This is a genomic window from Hydrogenophaga sp. A37, assembly GCF_002001205.1.
In the GTDB taxonomy this organism is placed as follows: Bacteria; Pseudomonadota; Gammaproteobacteria; order Burkholderiales; family Burkholderiaceae_C; genus Hydrogenophaga.
In genome coordinates this window covers 22,886-36,001 of sequence record NZ_MUNZ01000136.1, presented here as the reverse complement: position 1 = coordinate 36,001, position 13,116 = coordinate 22,886, and the positions used below count along the sequence as shown (strand labels likewise).

The following is a 13,116-nucleotide window of genomic DNA, read 5'->3' as shown; positions in this document are numbered from 1 at the left end:
TTCTTTGATGGGGCCTGGTACCTCACGGCCTACCCGGATGTGGCGGCGGCCGGCGCCGATGCGGCCGAGCACTACGCGCTGTTTGGCGGGCGCTTTGAAGATCGCGACCCCGGCCCCTGGTTTTCCACCCGGACCTACCTCCAGGACAACCCCGACGTGGCGCAGCGCGAGCTCAATGCACTGGCCCACTACGAGACCCACGGGCGGCACGAAAACCGGGCGTTCCCGATGCGGTGTTTGGTGCCCGCCTTGGCGCACGCGCCTGAAGACCCCACCCCCGTGGAGGTCGACGTCAAGCAAGCCTTCCGCGAGCGAAGCCAGCAAGAGCTGACCGCGTTCCTGGACAGCGGGCGTCACCTCGTCCTTCCGACGGTCGAGACGCCGCGCGTGTCCATCGTCATCGTGTTGCACAACCAGGCCGAACTCACGTTCAAGTGCCTGGAGTCCCTGGTGGACGCGCTGGACGCGCCGTGCGAGATCGTGCTGGTGGACAACGCCTCCAGCGACCGGACGCTCGAACTCCTGACCCGGGTCGAGGGCGTCCGGTTGCTGCCGCAGTCGGAGAACCTGCATTTTCTGCGTGCCGCCAACATCGGGGCGGCGCAAGCGCGGGGCGAGCACCTGCTGTTCCTGAACAACGACGCCCAACTCAAACCGGGCTCTGTGTCGGCCGCGCTGGCACTGCTGGACGAACGCGCTCGGGTGGGCGCGGTCGGTGGCAAGGTGGTGCTGCTCGACGGTCGCCTGCAGGAGGCGGGCAGCATCATCTGGAGCGACGGCAGTTGCCTGGGCCATGGCCGGGGGCGCGACCCGGGCGAGGCCGAGTTCCAGTTTCGGCGTGAAGTCGATTACTGTTCGGGCGCTTTCCTGATGGTGCGGCGCTCGCTGTTTGTCGCTCTTGAGGGGCTGGACCCGGCATATGTTCCGGCGTACTACGAGGAGACCGATCTTTGCATGCGCATCCGGCTTGCCGGACACAGCGTGGTGTACGACCCGCGCGTGGAGATCCTTCACTACGAGTTCGGAAGTTCCGACACCGAGCAGACCGCCACTTCGCTGATGGAAGCGCATCGGGAGGTCTTTGTGGCCCGGCATGCCCAGGTGTTGGCTGCGGAACATCGGCCCCAAGGGACGCGCTCCCTCGAAGCGCGCCAGCGGTCGGGTGGACAGGCCTGCATCTTGGTGATCGATGACCGCGTTCCCGTGCCCTCCCTGGGGTCGGGGTTTCCGCGCGCGCGCGAGTTGGTGCACAGCCTGCACGAGGGCGGTGCCTTCGTGAGCCACTACCCGGTGGCGTGTCCGGCGGTCGATTTCGATGAGGCCTATTCCGTGCTGCCGCGGGAGGTGGAGATCGTGGCGGGGCTGGGCATCACCGGGCTCTCCCAGTTCCTGCGCGAGCGGGCCGGGTTCTACCACGCCGTGATCGTCAGTCGCCCTCACAACATGGACCGGTTCCTTCTCGCGTGCCGCGAGGCGCCGGCCTTTCTCGCCACCACCACGCTGGTCTACGACGCCGAGGCGATCTTTGCGACCCGCGAAGCGCTCAGGGACGAGGTTCTGGGGATGGCCTCTTCGCCGGAGGACCGCGAGGTCGAATTGACGCGGGAGCTGCACATGGCGGAGGCGGCCCACTGCGTGCTGACCGTGAGTGACGCGGACGCTCGGCGCTTCCGCGGGGCGGGCTGCCAGGACGTCCGGGTGCTCGGCCACGGCATTGCCGCGCAGCCCACGCCGCGCGCGCACGCCGAACGCCGCAACCTGCTGTTCGTGGGGCGACTGGCCGAGGACGGCTCGCCCAACGCCGATTCGGTGCGCTGGTTCGTGTGCGAGGTCATGCCGCGGCTCGACCAGCGCATCGGTGACGGCTATTTGCTGGACATTGTCGGCAGCCACTCCGAAGGGCTGGTGTCGGCGCTGGGAAGCCAGCGCGTCACCTTCCATGGGCGCATTGAAGACATCCGTGATTTCTACGACCGGGCCCGCGTGTTTGTCGCGCCGACCCGTTTTTCAGCGGGCATCCCCATCAAGGTGCAGGAAGCGGCCGCCCACGGGCTGCCGGTGGTGGCCAGCGAGCTTGTGGCCGGGCAACTGGGCTGGGGCGCCAGCGGCGAGCTGCTCAGCGCACGGTCTGCCGATGCCTTCGCCGAGGCGTGCGCCCGCCTTTACCTGGACGAAACGCTGTGGAACCAGACCCGGCAGGCCGCACTGTCGGCGGTGGCCCGCGACTGCGCACCCGGGGCCTTTCAGGGGGTCGTGCAGGCGGTGCTGAACGATGTGTTCAAGGTGCTGCCCGGCCAGCCGGCTGGGGCCTCACCGGCGAGTGCGCCGACCGATCTGGCCCGGACGGCCGAAGCCTGGAGTGTGTCGCCGGTGCAGCGCCAGGAAATCCAGGGCATGAACTGGATGGCGCACCCGCGTGTGATCGCCCGCCTCAACCACAAGGCAACCGGCGACGAAGGGAAGGACGTCTACATCCACCTCAAGGAAACGCTGGTCGGCCTGGGGTGGCGCTTGCCCCTGGCGCGCGTGGCCAGCCTGGGTTGCGGGTTCGGCGCGCTGGAGCGCGGCTTTGCCAGCATCCAGATGGCGACCCACATTGACGGCTACGACATCGCTGACGGCGCGATCGCAGGGGCGCGAGCCGCAGCCGCAGCGCAAGGTCTGGACAGCCTTCACTACCACGTGGCCGACCTGGAACGGCTGGAATTGCCGGAGGCGTCGTACGACCTGATCTTCGGCTTCCAGTCGGTCCACCACATCACCGACTTGGACCGTCTGTGCCGGATGGTCCGGCGCGCCCTGCGGCCGGGCGGTGTATTCCACCTGCACGAGTACGTCGGACCCGACCGGTTCCAGTGGACCGACGCGCAGCTGTCGCACATGAACGACTTTCTGCTGACCCTGCCCGAGCGCTACCACCGGCTGCCCAACGGCGTCGTGCGCGGGCCGAGGGAGCGCCCGCTGGCGGCCGACGTGATCGCCTGCGATCCAACCGAAGCGGTGCGTTCGTCCCAGATCGTGGCCACCGTGGAGCGGTATTTCCGGGTGCTGGCGCGACACGATCTGGGCGGCGCCCTGCTGCACATTGGCCTGAGCGACATCGCGCAGAACTTCGACCCCGACAACCCGGTGGACATGGCCCACCTCAACCGGTTCTTTGCGCTGGAAGACCGGCTCATGGCGGAGGGGGTGATCGGCTCCGACTTCATGGTGCTGACGGTGGTCAAACCGGAAGAGCCCGGCGCGATGGCTGCATGAATTTCAGTTCGGTCGAGTTTCTCTTCTATTTCCTGCCGGTGTTCCTGGGGGTCTACATGGCCACCGGGCGCAGCAACGTGGTGCTGCTCGTGGGCAGTGCCATCTTCTACAGCTGGGGAGAGTGGAGAAACGCCTGGGTGCTGCTGGCCTCCCTGCTGGCGTGCCACGCTGTTGGCCTGGCCCTGGATCGGTTTCCGGGTCGCGCCGGGGTCCGTCGCCGGGTCTTGGTGCTGGGGGTGCTGTTCCAGCTGTTGTTGCTCGCCGCCTTCAAGTACCTGGGGTTCCTGATTCGGTCGCTGGACGCCATCGGTCTCAGCATCGGCCTGCAGATCAACGATGTGCCCGCCCTGCCGGTGGGCATTTCGTTTTTCACCTTTCACGCGATCTCCTACCTGGTCGACTGCTACCGTGGCAACACACCGGTCGAACGCAGCCTGTTCCGGCTGGCCAACTACCTGCTGCTGTTCCCCCATTTGCTGGCGGGGCCGATCGTGCGTTACATCGCCATCCGGCGGCAGATGGTGAAGCGCCACTGGACGGCCGCACGCTGGCGTTTCGGTCTGGAGTTGCTGGTCATCGGCCTGGCGCAGAAGCTGCTGCTGGCCAACAACCTCGCCGTCATGGTCGACGCGATCTACGCCCTCGAGCGGAACGCGCTGTCGACGGGCGTGGCCTGGCTCGGTGCGATCGGCTATGCCTTTCAGGTCTACATGGACTTTTCCGGCTATTCCCACATGGCACTGGGCCTGGCCCTGCTGCTCGGGTTCTCGTTTCCGCGCAATTTCAACTTCCCCTTCCGCGCCCTGTCCGTGCGGGAGTTCTGGCGCCGCTGGCACATCAGCCTGTCGAGCTGGCTGCGCGACTATGTGTACCTGCCGCTCGGGGGCAGCCGGCGGGGCGCACCACGGACCATGGTCAACACGGTGCTGGTCTTCACACTGTGCGGACTCTGGCACGGTGCCGGCTGGACCTTCGTGCTCTGGGGCGCCTACAACGGGCTGTTCATCGTGCTGGAGCGGCTGAAGCTCGCCGAAGTCACGGCGCGATGGCCGACGGTCGTTCAACAAGGGTACGCCTGGCTGGTGTTTGTCGTGGGCGTGGCGATGTTCAGGGCGCAGGACATGGCCCAGGCGGTCGATTTCTATGCCGCGATGGCCGGGCTCGCCGCCACCGCCGACCACGCGCCGGTGCTGCTGCGCTACCTCGACGGCAAGGCGCTGACCGTGCTGCTGCTGGCCGGCTGCTCCATGTTGCCGCTGCGCGACTGGATCGGCGGCGGGCACTTCGTGCGGCCCAGGTTCCGGGTCGCCCGGTTCGCCTTCCTGTCGGTCCTGCTGCTGCTGTGCGCCATGACGCTCGCCGCGGGCAGCCACAACCCGTTTCTCTACTTCCGGTTCTGACCATGGCCATGTCAAGCATTCGGTGGTGGAACATGGGCGTGGTGGTGGTGTGGCTCAGCCTGCTCGGGCTTCCGATGGCCGGCCACTGGCTGTCATCTCCCCCGCCCGCGCAGGCCGAAAACCGCCGGCTGGCCCCTTCCGTGTCATGGCCGGCCAGTCTGGCCGAAGCGAAGGGGCTCCCCGCCGCCGTTCAGGCCTGGCTGCGCGACCACTTCGGTTTTCGCCACGAGCTGCTGGTCGCCCACAACCGCCTCAACCACGTCGTCTTCGGCAGCTTCACGTCGAGAGAACTGATGGCCGGAAAAGATGGGTACCTGTTCCTCGGCTCGAAAGGCCTGGCCCATCACAACACCTTGCGCACCCTGTGTGGTGCCGACGAGGTGCCCGTTGCCGTGATCCACGGGCAGCTGCGCCAGTTGCTGGCGGTGTCGCGGGCGGCAGCGCCGGTCGCCCAGCTTCTCCTGGTGCCGGACAAGTCGAGGCTGAAGCCGGAGAAGCTGCCGCAATGGCTGCAGGACGAATGCGCCGCGTTCGCACCGCCGGTGCAAGCGCTGCTGGCCGGAATTCGACAGGACCCGGACATGGACCGCCGGGTGTTCTATCCCTTCGATGTGATGAGGCTCGCGGACCAGGCGCGCCCCGTCTACCACCCCTGGAACCTGCATTGGGACCACCAGGGTGCCATGCCCGTGGCCGACTGGCTCGCCCAGACCCAGTGGTCGCTGCCCCGCCGTGTCGATGTGCCGCTGGTGGAGGCCGTGCAGTCGTTTGACCTTCCGCAGTTCGCGCCCGGGCTCAGCCACTCGCATGCCACGCAAGTGCCCCTGTACAAGGACGAGAACATGCTGGTGTGCCACAACTCGCCCGAATGCTTCCCCGAACTGGCCGGAGAAGCGGCCGCGCTCTTTCAGGTCGCGCGGTTCCGGTCGGCCTGGCAGCTGCCGCCGGAGCAACGGCGCCCGCGCCTGGTCATTCTGGGCGATTCGTTTGGCGAGGCCATCGCAGAACCCCTGGCGCCCTACTTTGCCGAGGTCTGGTACCTGTCCATGAACAACCTCTCGCGGCTGTCCCCGGAACAGCGGCGGCGGCTGCGCCATGTCACCGTGGACCTGTTCCAGCCCGATGTGCTGCTGCACGTCTACAGCGAACAGTCGATCTTCATGGGGTACAAAGGCTATTTCCGCGATATCACGGCCTTGTTGAGCCCGTGACACATCCACCGACATCGAGCCGGCGCGCCTGCTCTGCAACACCCATCAAGGAAGACCCCTCATGAACCTGCACCTGAGCATCGGACCGCTGGTGTCCCTCATCGCCGGCATCCTCATCCTGGTGATGCCCCGCCTGCTGAACACCATCGTCGCCGTCTACCTGATCATCATTGGCGTGCTGGGGTTGTTGGGGCAGCGCTGAACCGGCACCCGGCGGCGTGAACGCTGGCCGTGCCCGACGGGCATCAGCGAAAGGCTTTCCGCCGCTCAGGCCGCAGGCGCCACCTGCTGGGCCATGAAGACCTGGTGCAGGGTGATCTTGCGCACCTCGACCTGGCTGGCCTGGATGTGCGAGCGCAGCAGGAGGTCGGCGCGGTCGCCCTTGCGCGCGAGGATGGCGCGCAGGATCTTGGCGTGTTCGTCGTAGGTGGCGTCGATGCGCATCTGTTTGAGAAAGTCGAGCCGCCGGATGATGCGGATGCGCTCCGTCACCTCGTGGTGCACGCGCGCGATTTCCGGGTTGCCCGCGGCCTGCACCAGGGTTTCGTGGAAGGCCTCGTCCCAGACCGCCACCTGCGTGGCGTCGCTGCTGCGCTCGTTCACGGGCACCAACCAGCGGTCTTTGAGCGCCTGCAGCAGCGGTGACGAGGTGGCCGCCTCTTGCTGGCACAGACGCTGCACGGCGGTGGTCTCCAGCACCATGCGCAGGTCGTAGAGCTGGTCGAACTTGTCGAAATCGAAGGGCAGCACGCGCCAGCCGCTGCGGAACATCACCTCCACCAGCCCCTCCTGCTGCAAGCGGTACAGCGCCTGGCGCACCGGCGTGCGCGAGACCGAGAGGCGGTCGCAGAGCTCGTGTTCGCTGAAGCGGTCGCCCGGCACCAGCCGGAAGTCGGCGATGTCGCGTTTGAGCTGCTCGTACACCTCGTCGGCGCGCGAGGGGCGTGTGGTGGCCGTCTGGGCGGTGGATGGTCGGGTGGTGTGCACGGGGAAACTCTGGCAGCCTGGGGTCATCGCCGGGGTGGGGCCAGTGCGTCCAACAAGGGCGCGCTGGGGGCGGTCCATCCGATGATGCCACCCTGGGCGCGCAGCATCTCCACGGTGACCGCTTTGAAGTGGGGGAAATAGCTCTCGGTGCAGTCCTCCAGCAGCAGGCAGTCGTAGCCCCGGTCGTTGGCCTCGCGCATGCTGGTCTGCACGCAGACCTCGGTGGTCACGCCCATGAACACCAGGTGGCTGATGCCGGCCTGCTGCAGCGTCTCATGCAGCCCGGTGGCGTAGAAGGCGCCTTTGCCCGGCTTGTCGATCACGATCTCGCCGGGCTGTGGCGCAAGCTCGGGAATGATCTGGTTGCCGGGCTCGCCCGCCACCAGGATGCGACCCATCGGCCCCTCGTCGCCGATGCGCAACTCGGGGTTCCCGCGCAGCCGCTTGGCCGGCGGGCAGTCGGACAGATCGGCCGCGTGCGCCTCGCGCGTGTGCACCACGAGGCCGCCAGCATCGCGCCAGGCCTGCAGCACCGCCTGGCAGGCGGGCACGATGGCCGAGAGCAGGGCCACGTTGTTGCCCAGGCTTTCACCGAAACCACCGGGCTCGATGAAGTCGCGCTGCATGTCGATGATCACCAGCGCGCTGTGCGCGAGATCGAACGCGTAGGGGAAGGGTTGGGCGGGAATGTTCATGGTCAGTGTCCTCCGCCCATGTGGGCACCAATGGTCTGGCGGTCTGCCGTGGCACCGGGCGTCTCGAACACGATGCGGCCTTCGCTCATCACCACGATGCGGTCGGCCAGCTCCAGCAGCTCGTCCAGGTCTTCGCTGATCAGCAGCACCGCGCCGCCCTGGTTGCGCACGCCGCGCAGCCGGGTGTGGATGTCTTTCACGGCCGCGAAGTCGAGGCCGAACACCGGGTTGGCGGCGATCAGCACGTTGATGTCGCCGTGCAGCTCGCGCGCCAGCACGGCGCGCTGCACGTTGCCGCCCGAGAGGCTGCGGATGGGCGCGTCCTCGCCCTGTGTCTTGATGCCATAGCCGGCGATCCATTCGCGTGCGCGGCTGCGCCATTCACCAAAGCGCAGACGGCCCCCACTGCACAGCGGCGCGCGGTCGAAGTCGCGCAGCGCCATGTTTTCGGCCACCGAGAGATCGCCCACGCAGGCGTTGCGCAGCGGCTCCTCGGGCAGGCTGCGCACCTTCAGGCGGTGGTTCTCCTCGCGCCGCGCGGCGTAGGGCTGGCCCTGCACCGTCACCGTGCCGGCCGAGCGGGGACGCTGGCCCACCAGCGCCTCCACCAGCTCGCGCTGGCCGTTGCCCGACACGCCCGCCACACCCAGGATCTCGCCGCTGGCCACAGCCAGGCTCAGGTCCTGCACGGCGAGCGTGCCGCGGTCGCCCATCACCTGCAGGCCCTGGACCGCGAGCGACACCGCGCCAATGGCCGGGGCGTCGGTCCGGGTCACCGGCCCGGCGCCCTCCGGGATTTCTGCGCTCTCGGCCGCGCCGCCCACCATGGCCTGCGCCAGCAGCGCCGGGGTGGTGCCGGCCACGGCGCAGTGGTGCACCGCCTGGCCGCGCCGCAACACCGTCACGTTGTCGGCGTAGGCCATCACCTCGCGGAACTTGTGCGTGATGATCAGCACCGTGCACTGGCCGCTGCGCGCGAATTCGCGCACATGGCCCAGCACCTCGTCGGCCTCCTGCGGCGTGAGCACCGAGGTGGGTTCGTCGAGGATCAGCAGCCGGGGCTTCAGGTAGATCTGCTTGAGCAGTTCCAGCTTCTGTTTTTCCCCGGCGGCCAGCTCCTGCGGCCGGGCGTCGAGGTCGAGCTGGAACGGGGTGGACGCGAGGAAACGCCCCAGCACGGCGCGCTGCCGTTTCCAGTCGATCACCGACGGCGTCTCGCCGCCAGCCAGCAGCAGGTTCTCGGCCACCGTCATGCCCGGTGCGAGCGTGAAGTGCTGGTAGACCATGCCGATGCCCAGCGCGCGCGCCACCACCGGGTTGGGGATGGCCTGTTCGCGGCCGTCGATCAGGATGCTGCCGCTGGTGGGGCGCTGGAAACCCGCCACGCACTTCACCAGCGTGCTCTTGCCCGCGCCGTTTTCGCCCAGCAGGGCATGCACCGTGCCCGGCTCGACCTTCATGCTCACGCCCTGCAGCGCCTGGAAGCTGCCAAAGCGCATGCCCATGTCGTAGGTGTCCAGCGCCAGCGCGCCGGTGGACAGCGGAAGTCCGCCGATGGGTGCTTGGTCTGCGTTCATGCCAGCGCTTCCAGCACAGCGGCGGACGTGGCGTGCGCGCCGAACACGCCGCCCTGCATGGTGATCATCTTCAGCGCGGCCTCGTGGTTGCCACGGTCGGTGGCGGCGGTGCAGTCCGACAGCAGCAGGCACTCGAAACCGCGGTCGTTGGCGTCACGCATGGTGGTGTGCACGCAGACGTCGGTGGTGATGCCGGCGAGCAAGAGGTTGCTGATGCCGCGCGTGCGCAGCAGCAGCTCCAGGTCGGTGGCGTAGAACGAACCCTTGCCCGGCTTGTCGATCACCACCTCGCCCGGCAGCGGCGCGAGCTCGGGGATCAGCTCCCAGCCCGGTTCGCCACGCACCAGGATGCGACCGCAGGGTCCGTCGTCGCCGATGCCCACGCCCTCGGTGCCGATCTGGCGCGAGCGCCAGCGCTTGTTGGCCGGCAGGTCCGAGAGGTCGGGCCGATGGCCTTCGCGGGTGTGCATGACCGTGTAGCCGGCGTCGCGCAGCGCGGCCATCAGCGTCTGCAGCGGCGCGATGGGCGCGCGCGTGAGCGAGATGTCGTAACCCATCTGGTCCACATAGCCGCCCACGCCGCAGAAGTCGGTCTGCATGTCGATCACGATCAGGGCCGTGTTCTCCGGCCGCAGATCGCCGTTGTACGGCCAGGCGTAGGGGTTGGCGTCGACGAAACGTTCCATTCAAATCTCCTTGGCGTGCCGCAACACACGCGGCGCATGAGAGGGTCTGGTGGGGGAACACCGCGGAACCGGCTTTGCCGGGCCGCTGGTGTTGCCCCCTCAGGGGGGAGGCGCCGAAGGCGCTTCGGGGGGTGCATCACCTATTGGAGGAGAGTTCGGTGGGGCTGCCTGGCACCACCACACCGGGTCGGCAGGTGAGCACCAGGATCAGCAGCGTGAGCACATAGGGCACGATGTTGAAGAGGTGGTAGCCCCAGCCGATGCCGACCGACTGCAGCGCCGGGCCGATGGCACCCGCGCCGCCGAACAGCAGCGCCGCGCCCACGCAACGCAGCGGGCTCCAGCGCGCGAAGATCACCAGCGCCACGGCGATCAGGCCCTGGCCGCTGGAGATGCCTTCGTTCCAGCTGCCGGGGTAGAACAGCGTGAGCGAGGCACCACCGAGGCCGGCAATGAAGCCGCCGGCCGCGGTGGCCGCGATGCGGATGCCCGAGACCGAGTAACCCAGCGCGCGCGTGGCGTTGGCCGAGTCGCCGGCCAGGCGCACCAGCAGGCCCAGGCGTGTGTTGGCGAAGGCCCACCACAGCAGCACGGCCATGAGCAGCCCAAGCGGCAGCAGCGCGTTGACTTCGAGCGCCGAACGCACGGCGGGCGAATCGCTCCAGCCGCCCAGCGACAGCGCGGGCAGTTGCGGTGCCTGCGGCTGGATCAGCGGCTTGCCCAGGTAGAAGGCCAGGCCCATGCCGAGCAGCATGAGCGCGATGCCGGTGGCCACGTCGTTCACGCGCGGCAGCGAGCACAGCAGGCCGTGCAGCGTGGCCAGCAACGCACCGGCCACCGCGCCGGCCAGCACACCGACCCAAGGCGAGCCGCTGAGGTACGAAGCGCCGAAGGACGTCATGGCCGAGAGCACCAGCACACCTTCGAGGCCCAGGTTGATGCGGCCGGATTTTTCGGTCAGGCACTCACCCAGGCTCACGAACAGGAAGGGCACGCCCACGCGCAGCGCGCCGCCGACGATGCCGGCGAGGAAGATGATCAACTGGTCGGCGGTCATCGGGCGGCTCCCATGCTTCGCGCTGTGGTCATGGCTTCTCTCCCAGAGGTGGCGGCGCAGAGGGTTCGACTCGGGCGAGCCGCGCGAACCAGGCCTTCCAGTCGGTGTCGCGCAGCGCTTCGCTGGCCAGGATCAGCACGAAGGCGATGCCCTGCAGCAGCAGCACCGAGGCGTCGGGCAGGCCGAGGCGGCGCTGCAGCAGGCTGCCGGCGGCGCCGAAACCACCAAACAAGATGGCCACCGGGATCACCGCCACCGGGTGGTGCCGCGCCATGAACGAGACCAGGATGCCGGCGTAGCCGTAGCCCGCGATCAGCGCGGCGTTGGCGCTGGTGTGCACGGCGGCCACCTCGATGGCGCCGGCCAGCCCGCCGGCCGCGCCGCCGAGCGCGCAGGCCAGCACCACCAGCCGCGTGGCGGGCAGGCCCACCAGCTGGGCCGCGCGCGGGTTGCCACCGACCACACGCACCGCGAAACCCGAGGGCGTGAGGCGCAGCCACAGGCCGGCGACCAGACACACCACCACACCGATCACCAGGCCCCAGTGCACGTCGGAGCCGGCGATGGTGCTGATGAGCAGGCTCTCGTCGAGCGCGGGCGTGGATGGTTTGTTCAGGCTGGCGGGGTCGCGCAAGGGCCCCTCCACCAGGTGCTTGAACAGGCCGATGGCCACGTAGGCCAGCAGCAGGCTGCTGATGGTTTCGTTGATGCCCCGGTACTGGCGCAGCCAGCCCGCGAGCGCCACCCACAACCCGCCGGCCAGTGCCCCGGCCACACACACCATCACCGTGCCTGCGAGGTTCGTCGGCAGTGGCAGCGCCTGGGCCAGCGCGGCGCAGGCCAGCCCGCCCAGCACCAGCGCGCCCTCGCCACCGATCACCACCAGGCCGGCGCGCGCGGGGATCGCCACGCACAGCGCGGTGAGCATCAGCGGCGCGGCGCGCTGCAGCGTGTTCTGCCACGAGTACCAGTCGCCAAAGGCGCCCTTGAACAGCAGCACCCAGACCTCGACCGGACTCACCCCCGCGAACGAGACGATGAGGCCGAACAGCAGCAGGGCCACGAGGATCGCGCCGACGGGGAGGAGGATGTTGCGCATGGCCGCAGTGCCGTCAGACGGAGCCGTTCACGCCTTCGACCAGGTAGTTCATTTTTTCGAGCTCCAGGTCGGTCTGCTTGAACGCCTTGCCGGCGGGGATGGCGGTGCCGCCCTTGTTGTCCTTGAGCGGGCCTTTGAAGATGTCGAAGCTGCCGGCCATCATCTGCGCCTTCACGCCGTCGGCCTGTTTCTTGGCCGCGTCGGTGACCATGGGGCCGTAGGCCGACATCTTCACGAAGCCGTCCTTCAGCCCGCCGCGCACGAAGTTGGGGTGCGGCTTGCCGCTGCGCACCGCGTCGACGAAGGCGGTGTAGGCGGTGAGCCAGTTCCACTCGGCGCCGGTGAGGTAGGCCTGTGGCGCGAGCTTGGCCTGGCTGGCGTGGTAGCCGCAGACCATCTTGCCGCGCTTGGCCGCGGTCTCCACGATCACCTTGGGGCCGTCCACGTGCATGGTGAACACGTCCACACCCTGGTCGGCCATGCTGTTGGTGGCCTCGGCTTCCTTGACGGGCATCGACCAGTCGCCGGTGAAGATCACGTTGGTCGTGATCTTCGGGTCGACCGAGCGTGCGCCCATGGTGAAGGCGTTGATGTTGCGCAGCACCTGCGGGATCGGCTTGGCGGCGATGAAGCCGATCTTCTTGCTCTTGCTCATGTGCCCGGCGATCACGCCGTTGAGGTACTGGCACTCGTCGATGTAGCCGAAGAAGCTGGCCGTGTTCTTTGGGTGTTTGCCTTCGGTCCACATGCCGCCGCAGTGGGCAAAGCGCGCGTCAGGGAACTTGGCGGCCACGGCCAGCATGTGGGGGTCGAAATAGCCGAACGAGGTGGGGACCACGAGCTGCGCGCCGTCCTGCGCGATCATGCCGGTCATGGTGCGCTGCACGGCCGCGGTCTCGGGCACGTTCTCTTCTTCCACCACCTTCACGCCCGGCATCTTCTTGAGCATGGCCGCTGCTTCGGCCTGGGCCTGGTTGTAGCCGTAGTCGTCGCGCGGGCCGACGTAGATCACGCCCACGGTCACGGGTTTCTGCGCAAAGGCCAAGGGGCTGCTGGCCGCCGCGCCGAGCGCGGCCAGGGTCTTGATCGAATCGCGGCGGTTGGAGAAGAGGTGGCTCATGAGAAGGCTCCTGGTGGGGTGGTGGG

11 protein-coding genes are annotated in these 13,116 nt (G+C 68.2%); 4 read left to right on the top strand and 7 right to left on the bottom strand.

What is annotated here, in order from left to right; translation table 11 throughout:
• From B0E41_RS18885 to B0E41_RS18870, 4 genes are all read left to right on the top strand, one after another.
• The coding region (locus B0E41_RS18885) for a glycosyltransferase (protein WP_077333209.1) at positions 1 to 3,258 on the top strand (3,258 nt) is incomplete at its 5' end.
• Complete coding sequence (locus B0E41_RS18880; protein WP_077333207.1) at positions 3,255 to 4,658, top strand: MBOAT family O-acyltransferase; 1,404 nt, start codon at positions 3,255 to 3,257, stop codon at positions 4,656 to 4,658. The genes B0E41_RS18885 and B0E41_RS18880, both read left to right, overlap by 4 nt.
• Positions 4,659 to 4,660: 2 nt before the next feature.
• A complete protein-coding gene (locus B0E41_RS18875) occupies positions 4,661 to 5,869 on the top strand; it encodes a hypothetical protein (protein ID WP_171984819.1) in 1,209 nt (402 codons plus the stop codon).
• Between the two features lie 61 nt (positions 5,870 to 5,930).
• Positions 5,931 to 6,071 (top strand): DUF3096 domain-containing protein, encoded by a 141-nt coding sequence (locus B0E41_RS18870; protein ID WP_077333203.1) that lies wholly within the window; start codon positions 5,931 to 5,933, stop codon positions 6,069 to 6,071.
• Positions 6,072 to 6,136: 65 nt separating this feature from the next.
• Here B0E41_RS18870 and B0E41_RS18865 read toward each other — a convergent pair whose 3' ends face one another.
• The 7 genes from B0E41_RS18865 to B0E41_RS18835 all read right to left on the bottom strand — a co-directional run bounded on the left by B0E41_RS18865 (position 6,137) and on the right by B0E41_RS18835 (position 13,090).
• A complete protein-coding gene (locus B0E41_RS18865) occupies positions 6,137 to 6,856 on the bottom strand; it encodes a GntR family transcriptional regulator (RefSeq protein ID WP_253195011.1) in 720 nt (239 codons plus the stop codon).
• A gap of 23 nt (positions 6,857 to 6,879) precedes the next feature.
• Positions 6,880 to 7,551, bottom strand: coding sequence for an isochorismatase family cysteine hydrolase (locus B0E41_RS18860; RefSeq protein WP_077333199.1), 672 nt, complete (start codon positions 7,549 to 7,551; stop codon positions 6,880 to 6,882).
• Positions 7,552 to 7,553: 2 nt separating this feature from the next.
• Entirely contained in the window at positions 7,554 to 9,128 is a 1,575-nt protein-coding gene (locus tag B0E41_RS18855) for an ABC transporter ATP-binding protein (protein WP_077333197.1), read from the bottom strand.
• Complete coding sequence (locus B0E41_RS18850) at positions 9,125 to 9,814, bottom strand: isochorismatase family cysteine hydrolase (RefSeq protein WP_077333195.1); 690 nt, start codon at positions 9,812 to 9,814, stop codon at positions 9,125 to 9,127. The genes B0E41_RS18855 and B0E41_RS18850 overlap by 4 nt, the downstream gene beginning before the upstream one ends.
• 136 nt (positions 9,815 to 9,950) lie before the next feature.
• Positions 9,951 to 10,871, bottom strand: a complete 921-nt coding sequence (locus B0E41_RS18845) for an ABC transporter permease (RefSeq protein WP_077333193.1) — start codon at positions 10,869 to 10,871, stop codon at positions 9,951 to 9,953.
• A 28-nt stretch (positions 10,872 to 10,899) separates the two neighbouring features.
• Positions 10,900 to 11,970: an ABC transporter permease gene (locus B0E41_RS18840; protein WP_077333191.1), complete on the bottom strand. Its 1,071-nt coding sequence runs from the start codon at positions 11,968 to 11,970 to the stop codon at positions 10,900 to 10,902.
• A gap of 13 nt (positions 11,971 to 11,983) precedes the next feature.
• Positions 11,984 to 13,090 carry a BMP family ABC transporter substrate-binding protein gene (locus B0E41_RS18835; protein WP_077333189.1) on the bottom strand — a complete coding sequence of 369 codons (1,107 nt, stop codon included), beginning with the start codon at positions 13,088 to 13,090 and terminating at the stop codon, positions 11,984 to 11,986.
• Positions 13,091 to 13,116: the final 26 nt, after the last annotated feature.